We start from the raw sequence: 9,935 nt of genomic DNA, 5'->3' as shown, positions 1-9,935 counted from the left end.
AATATTTACAATTATACCTAAATGAGTTCGTTTACAAGCTTAATAGACGGTATTTTGAAGAAAAATTATTCGACAGGCTAGTGATAGCAAGGATTACAGGGTTATGACTAATAACGGACAATCAAAATTGTTTAAACAGTTTGGTTAGATAAGCTCGTGAATTACTTAATTTTGCAAGACATTTAATTGTATATGTTAGAAAAAGAAAAAATAAATTTTGAGAAAACTGTCGTCGTAGGAATTGTTACAAAAGAACAAGATGAATCTAAATTGAACGAATATTTAGACGAATTAGAGTTTTTGACCTATACCGCCGGTGGTGAAGTAATTAAACGTTTTTGGCAAAAGCTTGAAAAACCCAACCCAAAAACGTTTGTGGGGACGGGTAAAATGGAAGAAATCAATCTTTATATTAAAGAAAATAAAGTTTCTACCGTTATTTTTGATGATGAACTTTCGCCTGCTCAACAAAAAAATATTACTAAAATTTTAGATTGTAAGGTATTAGACCGAACCAACCTAATTTTAGATATTTTTGCTCAACGTGCCGAAACTTCCTATGCGAGAACACAAGTTGAATTGGCTCAATGTCAGTATCTATTACCACGATTATCAGGAATGTGGACACACTTGGAACGTCAACGGGGTGGGATAGGAATGCGTGGTCCCGGTGAAACGGAGATTGAAACCGATAGACGAATAGTGCGAGATCGAATTGCTTTATTGAAAGACAAAATCAAAACGATTGACAAACAAATGTCGGTGCAACGCGGAAATCGTGGTGCGATGGTTAGGGTAGCTTTGGTAGGATATACCAATGTGGGAAAATCTACGTTGATGAATGCGGTTGGAAAAAGCGATGTTTTTGTAGAGAATAAATTGTTTGCTACCTTAGATACCACCGTTCGAAAAGTAGTTATTAAGAATTTACCTTTTTTGCTTTCGGATACAGTTGGTTTTATTCGAAAATTGCCGACACAATTAGTAGAATCCTTTAAAAGTACGCTGGATGAAGTTAGAGAAGCGGATTTGTTATTGCATGTGGTAGATATTTCGCATCCGGATTTTGAAGATCATATTGCATCTGTAAATCAGATTTTGCAAGACATTAAGAGTGCCGATAAACATACAATTATGGTTTTTAATAAAATTGATGCTTATAAACCTGCTCAATTTGATGAAGATGATTTGATGATTGAACGAACATCCAAGCATTATTCGTTGGAAGAATGGAAAGCCACCTGGATGAGTACTGTGGGTGAAAATAATGCTTTGTTTATTTCGGCAACAAACAAAGAGAATTTTGAAGAATTTAGAGAAAAAGTATACGAAGCTGTTCGGGAAATTCATGTGACTCGTTTTCCTTATAATAAATTTTTGTATCCGGATTATAAGGATGCTGTGGATGAGGAATAGAATTTAGCACAGACTGCGACAGGGATTGAAGAGGAAAGCTTTTTTGATTTTTTTCATACAAATGCCCGATCGAGGAAGCGACCAACGGAAGCTCCCGCAGCCGGAGCAGTTGTTGAAAAAAATCAAGAAACTTGGAACGAAAAGCCCGACCGTTCGCCCCAAAAAACAAAAAGGCTTTTCCTATGATGGAAAAGCCTTTTTTTGTAAGCTTGTATGAGTTTAAAATCCGTAGTTCACACCTACACCCAATACTTGACGAGTTTGGAAACCACGAAAAGCATTGTCATCATAAATGGTTTGAAAAGACAGATTTGTTGACAAAAACTTGTTGATAGTCATCACAATATTTAGTTGATAATCAACATCCACATTTTGTGGGTCTTCTAAATAGTTGGTGTACAAATTCAGGATGTTTTCTGCGGATACGTTTTCGAATAAGTTGAATTTATAGTAACCTGCTGCATAGAAACCGAGTTCGTAACGCATTGTTTTCCCTTCATCTACACCGAAATAATTCACTCCTGTAAATTTGTCTCTTAAGTCTTTGCTAACAAATGTGAATTTTGATGATAATGGTGCTAAATTGAACTTTAGATTATCGCGTTTTTTCCACATCATACCAGGTCCAAAAGTTAAATATGCTGGAGAAAAAATATTAGTGTTTTCGTCTCTAACCTCAACACCGTCCACATTTGTATAAACAAATCCTTTGGTAAATTGCGTTCTAAAGTTTAGAAATGCTGAATAATACCAATACCCGCCTGCTTTTTTTCCGGCTAGGGAATTGAATTCAAAACGGTCATCCGTTTTCTTTTCAAATTCTGAATTTTTGGTTTTTACGATACCGTAAGAAGCAATCACTTTGTTATCCCAAGACCACTCATCACTTTTATAGTTGAAGTCATAATTAAGTCCGAGGTTTCCTGAAATATTGTTTTCACCTCCTGCAACCCAATTGTCAAATGTAGATTGATTAAACAAGAAAGAAATATTTCCTTTTTTAGTCCAACCATTGGTTCGTGTAGTGTCGTTTACAGCTTTTACTACCTCGTCAACACTTTTAACCACTTCTTGTTGAGCGGAAACATTAAATCCAAACAACAAACTTAGTACGATTACTAGTTTTTTCATCCTTTAAATTTTAAGATTTTGCGGGACAAAGTTAGTAATTGTTCTAAATTTAACAATTTTTTTTGCGTTAATGACTTTTATTTAGGTGCTTTATAGAGCGGAACTGCTGAACAAGCTTCGCCAAACATGATGCTTTTGGCTACTTTTTGTAACTGCTGAATCGCAAAAACATAGGCTGTTTCCGGAACAGGCTTTTTAGAACATCCTTTTAAAATAACCGGTTTATTAGTGTAGATAGAATAATCGATTTGATTGAGGATTTCACTATATAATAAGGTGTCGATTTCTTCTTTTTTGCCTAAAATGATTTTTTTTGCAAACGGCTGAAGATGAACCGTAACCAAAATAGTTGCCCAAGCCGGTAAAATCGCATCGGTAGAACAATGAATCGCCACAAATTGGTTTTGATATTGCGACCAATCATAGTTTTTTAAGGCTTCTCGAAAGTCTTTTTCTTTTAACAAAAAACCTTCTTCCAGCCATTGGGCAATATCGATTTGTGTTCGGATTCCTGTGGGATAATAATCCTCTAAATCGAATACTTCGAGGGATGAATTGGCTACTTTGTTGATGATTTCGTTCATGTCTTTTGTTTCAGGTTTCAAGTTTCAAGTTTCAAGTTGCTGAACCTGAAACCTGAAACTTGAAACTTTTTTACAACATTCCCAATTCTAATTTTGCTTCTTCGCTCATTAAATCTTTGCTCCACGGTGGGTCGAAAGTAATTTCTACTTCGCAAGATTTAACGGCATCAAGAGATTTGATTTTTTCTTCTACTTCTCTCGGCAATGTTTCAGCAACAGGACAATTGGGTGATGTTAAAGTCATTAAAACTTTCACGTCGTTGTCTTCGTTGATCATTACGTCGTAGATTAATCCGAGTTCATAAATATCAACTGGTATTTCGGGGTCGTAAATGCCTTTTAGGACTTTAACCACTGATTCCCCTAAGTTTATTTCGTCTTTATATTCTTCCATTTTGTTTACTTAAAAAATTGACTATTTTCTTAACCATATAAGTAGTATAAGGGAATATAAGTTAATCCCAAATTTGATTATATAAGTTATTAATATACGTTTTCTGGCCTTCTTTGTAAATGTTTGTTACATTAAAATTGATTAATAAGCCGATTGGTATTTTTAATAAATTCATGTAAGATAAAATTTGAGCTTCAAAAATCGGCTTCATTTCTGTAACTGATTTTAATTCAACCACTAATTTTTCTTCAATTAAAAAATCACACCTTAATTCAGCATCAACCTCAATACCTTTATATTGAATAGGTATCAATAATTCCGATTGAAATTTAATTTTTCTTAATTCAAGTTCGTGTTTAAGACATTTGTGATAAACACTCTCAAGTAATCCGGGACCAAGACTTTTATGAACTTCAATGGCCGCTCCATTCACTTGATAAACTAAATCTTTTACATCTTGTTTCGTATAATTCATAAATCTTATAATATCTTATATGGCTTATATGGTAAAAAAATTATTGCTTCGCTTCAAAAGCTAACGCATACATTTTTATCTGTTTTATCATTGATACTAAACCGTTTGCTCGTGTGGGAGACAAATGTTCTTTCAATCCTATTTCATCAATAAAATCGGTGTTGGCTTCTAAAATGGCAGACGGTTTTTGGTTAGAAAATGTTCGGATTAAAATAGCGATGATTCCTTTGGTTAAAATAGCATCACTATCGGCTGTAAATGCAATTTTTCCATCATTTTCTTCACCTTGCAACCATACTTTTGATTGACAACCTTTGATGATGTTCTCCTCGGTTTTATATTTTTCATCAATCAACGGCAAAGTTTTTCCGAGTTCGATGATGTATTCATAACGCTGCATCCAATCATCAAACATTGAAAACTCGTCAACGATTTCGTCTTGTATTTCTTTAATTGTCATTGCTTTCTGTTTTTACAAACGAAACTATTTTATTTACAAAAGCTTCGATTTCAACTGGCGGACTATCATGATCGAAGGTTTGTGATTGGTAAACTTTTCCTTCATATACAATTCTGACATTAGCCATTGCTGCACCGTCATAAAAACGTTTTTCTTCCGGTCCTTTATAATTTTCAAGTTGATTTAGATCAATTTTTACAAACAAATCTGTTAATTCTTTAAAATCCTCTTTTGCCAAATGATAGCTTTTTGCCTTTTCTTCTCGTTTTCTAACAATGGAAAGGGTTTCGTTCTGGATTTGTATATTCACATAACTTCCTCTCGAAATGGCTTGGTATTCGATGGTCGCTTTTTTCATTTCTTCTTTTTCCTTTTGACTGCAATCTTTCGTTAAAAAAAGTGAAAGAAAAATTATTGTAATCGTTTTCATAATCTGTTTTTTTAAGACAACATTCGTTTTGCTTTTTTAACGGCTTCTACCAAGGCATCAATTTCTTCTTTGGTGTTATAAAACGCAAACGAAGCTCTCAATGTTCCGGGGATTTGATAAAAATCCATAATCGGTTGAGCACAATGGTGTCCGGTGCGAACCGCTATTCCTAACTTGTCAATTATCGTACCAACATCATACGGATGAATGCCGTCAATATTAAACGAAATTACGGAAGTTTTTTGGTTTGATGTACCATAAATTTTTAATCCTTCTATTTCCAGTAATTTTTTAGTTCCGTATTCGAGTAATTCGTGTTCGTAGGCGGCAATGTTGTCAAAACCAATTTCATTGAGATAATCGATGGCGGTTCCGAGGACAATTCCTCCCGCAATATTGGGTGTTCCTGCTTCAAATTTGTGTGGCAATTCCGCATACGTGGTTTTTTCAAAAGAAACCGTAGCAATCATTTCGCCTCCGCCTTGGTAGGGTGGCAATTTGTTTAACCATTCTTCTTTTCCATATAAAATTCCGGTTCCGGTTGGTCCGCAGATTTTGTGTCCGGAAAACACATAAAAATCACAATCTAAGTCTTGAACATCCGGTTTTAGATGCGGCGTTGCTTGTGCTCCATCGATTAAAACAGCTGCTCCAACTTCGTGGGCTTTTTTAATCATCCATTTGATTGGATTGATGGTTCCCAAAGCATTGGAAATATGATTTACGGTTACAATTTTGGTTTTATCTGAAAGTAATCGTTGGTATTCTGAAAGAATTAATTCACCCGATTCATTCATCGGAATCACAACTAATTTGGCTCCGGTTTTTTCGCATAACATTTGCCATGGAACTATATTGCTGTGGTGTTCTAAGGCAGAAACCATCACCTCATCGCCTTGTTTTAGGAATGATGCAAATCCATTCGCAACTAAATTAATTCCGTGCGTAGTTCCGGAAGTAAAAAGCACTTCGTGACTAAATTTTGCGTTGATGTGCTGTTGAATTTTCAATCGTGAAGCTTCATACGCATCTGTGGCCAACTGACTCAACGTGTGTACACCACGATGAATATTGGCATTAATTTCTTTATAATAATTGGCTTCTGCATCAATCACCACTTGAGGCTTTTGCGAAGTGGCGGCGTTATCGAAATAGACAAGCGGTTTTCCGTTTACGGTTTGAGAAAGTATCGGAAAATCGGCTCTTATTTTTTGACTATCTATCATTTTTATTTAGAAAAATTCTAAATACAAAAGTAGTAAAAAAGGAAGTCGTAACCGCCACAAATTCAAGAATTTTTATGAATTGTGACAGCTGAAATACCTCAAATGCTGTTTTTTTTTCTTATTATTTTATACATTGCACGAAATAACATTTCAAATGAAAAAGATTTTCAAATTTTTAAGTGTTTTGCTTTTATTGGTTGTCGTTTATGTGGGCGTAACAACTTATCCTAAATTAGATATTGTGTCCGGATTTTCTGCCAAAAGTGTGGCATCTGGTCATTTTATTGATAGTCGTTCTCTGGAAGTTATTGAAAGTGGCGATAATGACATTGACAATGTTCGTTTAGCAACCAATGAAATCCATGAAGAAGGAAAGTTTGTTATTTCTTCAGCTTTCGGGTTAAAAAAACGCAAAGCCATTTACCGAGAAGGTTTGGGAGCTACTTTAATAAATGATGATTTTGATGAAACAAAACCGTATTTGGTTCCGAAACGAAATAAAACAGTAATTAATTTACCTTTTCCATATGGAAATCTTGAACAAAAAGACACTCTTTTTCCGGAAGTGAATTACGAAAAACTGAATTTAGCAGTTGATAATGCTTTTGATAAAAAAGGTAAAAAAATAAAGCGAACCAGAGCTCTTTTGGTCATTTACAAAGACAAAATTATCGCCGAAAAATACGAAGATGGTTTTTCTAAAAACACCAAATTCTTAGGTTGGTCAGTGATAAAAAGTATCACGGCAACTTATTTTGGAATTTTGCAAAAGCAAGGAAAAATCGACATTAACAAACCTGTTGGTTTACCGGAATGGGCGAAAGATGAACGTTCTAAGATTACATTACACCATTTGATTCAAATGAATTCCGGTTTGGAATGGGAAGAAGATTACGGTTCAATATCGGATGTAACGAAAATGTTGTTTTTAGAAGATGATATGGCGAAAATTCAATTGGAAAAACCGGCCGCTTTTGCTCCAAATAAGCATTGGAATTATTCTTCGGGAACAACAAATCTGCTTTCGGGAATCTTGCGAAGACAATTTGCAACGCATCAGGAATATTTAGATTTTTGGTATTCGTCATTAATTGATAAAATTGGTATGCATTCGATGTTGATTGAACCGGATATGGCCGGGAATTTCGTGGGTTCATCGTATGGATGGGCAACCGCTCGCGATTGGGCGAAATTTGGCTTGCTTTATTTGCACGAAGGCAATTGGAATGGTGTGCAGATTTTCGATAAAAGTTGGGCGAAGTATGTGGCAACACCTACTCCTACTTCCAACGGTGCTTATGGTGGTCATTTTTGGTTAAATGCCGGCGGAACGTATCCTGATGTTCCAAAAGACATGTATTACGCGAGTGGTTATCAAGGGCAAAAAGTCATCATTATTCCGAGTAAAGAAATGGTGATTGTTCGTTTTGGATTGACGGAAGATGAGGATTTTGATTTTAATGGGATGATGAGGAGGGTTTTGGGGAGTTTGAGGAAATAGACTTTTAATCCTCATAAATCCCTATAAACTAAAGAATTAAGAAATGTTTCCCTTATTTATGAGGGAAACATTTTTTATAAAACATCATTACTTGTTGGGACTTTATACTTCAGAAAATTTTGATTTATAGGCTATTATAAAATATTTTACTTATTTTTATTAACTATCAGGAATATTTATGTATATTTGCATCTGTAAGTTCTTTGAAAGTGTTTTGATAGCACAATACTAAATAGAGTTCACTTAATAGTCATAATTATGACAACCCAAACGGGTATATTAACAGCAGCAGTAACCCTCTGAAAAGACAAAATGATGATGATGTCATCAAGCCGATATTCAAGAGATAATTGAAGTTGTTATAATCTGTTTTATTTTTTGAAGCAGGGGATTTTAAGCGAGTGTAATGGAGAACATTGTTTACGTATTTAGTATTGGGCTTATTGGCAAGAAGCAGGACGATATTGTCCTAATTTAAATATAAAGCAAAATGTCGAGATTAAAAAGAAATCAAAACATCGATGGTTTAATCGAAAGTATTAAAACCATCAAAAAGAGCCAGTGTTCTCTTTCGGTAGAAGACTTAAATGTCTTAAATGAAGCAATTTCTAAACTTCAATTTCTGAAAAAGAAAAAAGGATTAACAAATAAACATCTTCAGCAACATGTTGTTGAAATAGTTGAATTGATTAATAAGTTTTTCATTTAAAATCAGAAATTATGAAATCAAGAAATTATTCTATTAAAAAACTCCGACACTCCTTAAATTATTCCAAAATCATTAAGTCATGAATTTAGGTACAGTTATTAAAAATATCCGCAAACAAAAAGGTCAAACTCAATCAGAGTTTGCCTCTTCTTGTGGTATTACTCAAACTTATCTTTCTCAAATAGAAGGCAATCTAAAAGAACCCAATCTTTCTACATTAAAAGAGATTAGTACCAATTTAGATGTTCCTTTACCAATTTTATTTTTTCTTTCTTTAGATGAAAATGATATTGATCCAGAAAAAAGAAAGGCTTTTGAAATTATAAATCCATCTGTTAAATCTTTGGTAAGTGAATTCTTCGCAGTTTAAAAAATCTCAATTTAAATACTTTTGCTCAAAAGTAGGTTTTGATACTAAAACTGTTGAATTTATACTTGAAAATATTGATAGTTTTTGTTATGAAAAACCTCCAGAACTAAAACCTGATAAAATAAACGGAGGTTTTAAAAAATATAAAGATGGAACTTTGAAAACGCGAATTATTCGGCCATCAAAGGGAAAATTGAAAGTAATACAAAAGAAAATCAAGTCTAATATTCTATCTGAGATTTCCCTACCTGATAATGTTCATGGTGGTGTAAGAAGAAGAAGTAATATATCCAATGCAAAACCTCATCAGGGAAAAAAATTTCAGTTTACAACTGATTTACAAAACTTTTATCCATCAATAAAAAGCAAACAAGTTTATGATTGTTTTCTAAAACTAGGTTTTAGCAATCATTTTTCTTCATATATAACAAAACTTTCAACCTGGAAAGGTGAAGTTCCACAAGGAGCTCCTACCAGTACTGCTGTTTCTAATTTAGTATTCTTAAAAACCGATATAGAATTAATTGATTTTTGTAATAGAAATCAAATTACCTACACAAGATACATCGATGATTTAACATTTTCGTCTCAAAGTGATTTTAGAAATTTGATTCCTGAATTAATGAGTATTGTAATTAAAAGTGGATTTAAAGTTAGCTTCAGAAAAACTCTTTATGCTGGAAATCAAAATGTAACCGGAGTAGATGTGTTTTTAAACAAAATTGATGCTCCAACGAAAATCAAGGAAAAGGTAAATGATGAGAAATATAAAGATATGAAAAGCAATCCTATACAGAATTACATTAATCAGATTCAAAAAACGAATATAAAAAAGAAATAAAATTTTTATTTAGATGGATAACAATGATTGTAAATAAAATCCAAATATTCTTGAGCTTTCAGAGCTTCTGCTGGTTGTAATTTATATGTCTTATATCTTGCATTTCTAGACTGGTCATCTAACCATTTATATTTTGCACCAACTGCATAGTTTATCTTATCAAATACTAATCTCTCTCTCGCCGCATGTCTTCCGTCCATATGATATGCGGATTTTACATCAGAGATATCATTACACATCCTCCCTGATATTTCTATAGGCAAAATAAAATCTTCAACAAAATGAATGCATGAGTAAAAAGCAGTTGTAACAACCCAATCATAATATTTTTTCCCACTAAGTAGCTCGTAACATAATTCTCTGTTACGTTCTCCAAAATCTTTCTTTTTAGCCATAAC

The 9,935-nt window shown here is 33.6% G+C and carries 13 protein-coding genes and 1 pseudogene; 6 read left to right on the top strand and 8 right to left on the bottom strand.

Going from position 1 to position 9,935, the window contains the following annotated elements; translation table 11 throughout:
- Window positions 1-107: pseudogene (locus ACIQ0M_RS07955) on the top strand (IS1595 family transposase); the annotation flags it as partial.
- Between the two features lie 85 nt (window positions 108-192).
- Window positions 193-1,416, top strand: coding sequence for a GTPase HflX (gene hflX / locus ACIQ0M_RS07950; protein ID WP_396151316.1), 1,224 nt, complete (start codon window positions 193-195; stop codon window positions 1,414-1,416).
- Window positions 1,417-1,635: 219 nt separating this feature from the next.
- Here hflX and ACIQ0M_RS07945 read toward each other — a convergent pair whose 3' ends face one another.
- The 7 genes from ACIQ0M_RS07945 to ACIQ0M_RS07915 form a co-directional block, all read right to left on the bottom strand.
- Entirely contained in the window at window positions 1,636-2,547 is a 912-nt protein-coding gene (locus tag ACIQ0M_RS07945) for a DUF3078 domain-containing protein (RefSeq protein WP_396151315.1), read from the bottom strand.
- 77 nt (window positions 2,548-2,624) lie between these two features.
- Complete coding sequence (locus ACIQ0M_RS07940) at window positions 2,625-3,131, bottom strand: DUF2480 family protein (protein ID WP_396151317.1); 507 nt, start codon at window positions 3,129-3,131, stop codon at window positions 2,625-2,627.
- A 70-nt stretch (window positions 3,132-3,201) separates the two neighbouring features.
- Complete coding sequence (locus ACIQ0M_RS07935) at window positions 3,202-3,525, bottom strand: SUF system Fe-S cluster assembly protein (RefSeq protein WP_291092549.1); 324 nt, start codon at window positions 3,523-3,525, stop codon at window positions 3,202-3,204.
- Between the two features lie 61 nt (window positions 3,526-3,586).
- On the bottom strand, window positions 3,587-4,000 hold the full coding sequence (locus ACIQ0M_RS07930; protein ID WP_396151314.1) for a GxxExxY protein: 414 nt from the start codon (window positions 3,998-4,000) through the stop codon (window positions 3,587-3,589).
- 40 nt (window positions 4,001-4,040) lie between these two features.
- On the bottom strand, window positions 4,041-4,460 hold the full coding sequence (locus ACIQ0M_RS07925; protein WP_396151313.1) for a SufE family protein: 420 nt from the start codon (window positions 4,458-4,460) through the stop codon (window positions 4,041-4,043).
- Entirely contained in the window at window positions 4,450-4,890 is a 441-nt protein-coding gene (locus ACIQ0M_RS07920) for a hypothetical protein (protein WP_396151312.1), read from the bottom strand. The genes ACIQ0M_RS07925 and ACIQ0M_RS07920 overlap by 11 nt, the downstream gene beginning before the upstream one ends.
- Before the next feature lie 11 nt (window positions 4,891-4,901).
- Window positions 4,902-6,116, bottom strand: a complete 1,215-nt coding sequence (locus ACIQ0M_RS07915) for an aminotransferase class V-fold PLP-dependent enzyme (RefSeq protein ID WP_396151311.1) — start codon at window positions 6,114-6,116, stop codon at window positions 4,902-4,904.
- A 154-nt stretch (window positions 6,117-6,270) separates the two neighbouring features.
- Here ACIQ0M_RS07915 and ACIQ0M_RS07910 point away from each other — a divergent pair, with 154 nt between their 5' ends.
- From ACIQ0M_RS07910 to ACIQ0M_RS07895, 4 genes are all read left to right on the top strand, one after another.
- Window positions 6,271-7,617 (top strand): serine hydrolase domain-containing protein, encoded by a 1,347-nt coding sequence (locus ACIQ0M_RS07910; protein ID WP_396151310.1) that lies wholly within the window; start codon window positions 6,271-6,273, stop codon window positions 7,615-7,617.
- A 490-nt stretch (window positions 7,618-8,107) separates the two neighbouring features.
- Window positions 8,108-8,326, top strand: coding sequence for a hypothetical protein (locus tag ACIQ0M_RS07905; protein WP_396151309.1), 219 nt, complete (start codon window positions 8,108-8,110; stop codon window positions 8,324-8,326).
- A 79-nt stretch (window positions 8,327-8,405) separates the two neighbouring features.
- Window positions 8,406-8,696 carry a helix-turn-helix domain-containing protein gene (locus ACIQ0M_RS07900; RefSeq protein WP_396151308.1) on the top strand — a complete coding sequence of 97 codons (291 nt, stop codon included), beginning with the start codon at window positions 8,406-8,408 and terminating at the stop codon, window positions 8,694-8,696.
- Window positions 8,677-9,537, top strand: a complete 861-nt coding sequence (locus ACIQ0M_RS07895; protein ID WP_396151307.1) for a reverse transcriptase family protein — start codon at window positions 8,677-8,679, stop codon at window positions 9,535-9,537. Before ACIQ0M_RS07900 ends, ACIQ0M_RS07895 begins: the two co-directional genes overlap by 20 nt.
- Before the next feature lie 5 nt (window positions 9,538-9,542).
- Here ACIQ0M_RS07895 and ACIQ0M_RS07890 read toward each other — a convergent pair whose 3' ends face one another.
- Window positions 9,543-9,932, bottom strand: coding sequence for a hypothetical protein (locus ACIQ0M_RS07890; RefSeq protein WP_396151306.1), 390 nt, complete (start codon window positions 9,930-9,932; stop codon window positions 9,543-9,545).
- Between the last annotated feature and the right edge of the window lie 3 nt (window positions 9,933-9,935).

This window comes from Flavobacterium sp., from assembly GCF_044339515.1.
Classification (GTDB): domain Bacteria; phylum Bacteroidota; class Bacteroidia; order Flavobacteriales; family Flavobacteriaceae; genus Flavobacterium.
This window is presented reverse-complemented; position numbering and strand designations above follow the sequence as displayed.

Excerpts from the sequence above, each read along its gene's own strand:
- hflX (WP_396151316.1), top strand. The coding sequence starts at position 193 with ATGTTAGAAAAAGAAAAAATAAATTTTGAGAAAACTGTCGTCGTAGGA.
- ACIQ0M_RS07945 (WP_396151315.1), bottom strand. The coding sequence starts at position 2,547 with ATGAAAAAACTAGTAATCGTACTAAGTTTGTTGTTTGGATTTAATGTT.
- ACIQ0M_RS07940 (WP_396151317.1), bottom strand. The coding sequence starts at position 3,131 with ATGAACGAAATCATCAACAAAGTAGCCAATTCATCCCTCGAAGTATTC.
- ACIQ0M_RS07935 (WP_291092549.1), bottom strand. The coding sequence starts at position 3,525 with ATGGAAGAATATAAAGACGAAATAAACTTAGGGGAATCAGTGGTTAAA.
- ACIQ0M_RS07930 (WP_396151314.1), bottom strand. The coding sequence starts at position 4,000 with ATGAATTATACGAAACAAGATGTAAAAGATTTAGTTTATCAAGTGAAT.
- ACIQ0M_RS07925 (WP_396151313.1), bottom strand. The coding sequence starts at position 4,460 with ATGACAATTAAAGAAATACAAGACGAAATCGTTGACGAGTTTTCAATG.
- ACIQ0M_RS07920 (WP_396151312.1), bottom strand. The coding sequence starts at position 4,890 with ATGAAAACGATTACAATAATTTTTCTTTCACTTTTTTTAACGAAAGAT.
- ACIQ0M_RS07915 (WP_396151311.1), bottom strand. The coding sequence starts at position 6,116 with ATGATAGATAGTCAAAAAATAAGAGCCGATTTTCCGATACTTTCTCAA.
- ACIQ0M_RS07910 (WP_396151310.1), top strand. The coding sequence starts at position 6,271 with ATGAAAAAGATTTTCAAATTTTTAAGTGTTTTGCTTTTATTGGTTGTC.
- ACIQ0M_RS07905 (WP_396151309.1), top strand. The coding sequence starts at position 8,108 with ATGTCGAGATTAAAAAGAAATCAAAACATCGATGGTTTAATCGAAAGT.
- ACIQ0M_RS07900 (WP_396151308.1), top strand. The coding sequence starts at position 8,406 with ATGAATTTAGGTACAGTTATTAAAAATATCCGCAAACAAAAAGGTCAA.
- ACIQ0M_RS07890 (WP_396151306.1), bottom strand. The coding sequence starts at position 9,932 with ATGGCTAAAAAGAAAGATTTTGGAGAACGTAACAGAGAATTATGTTAC.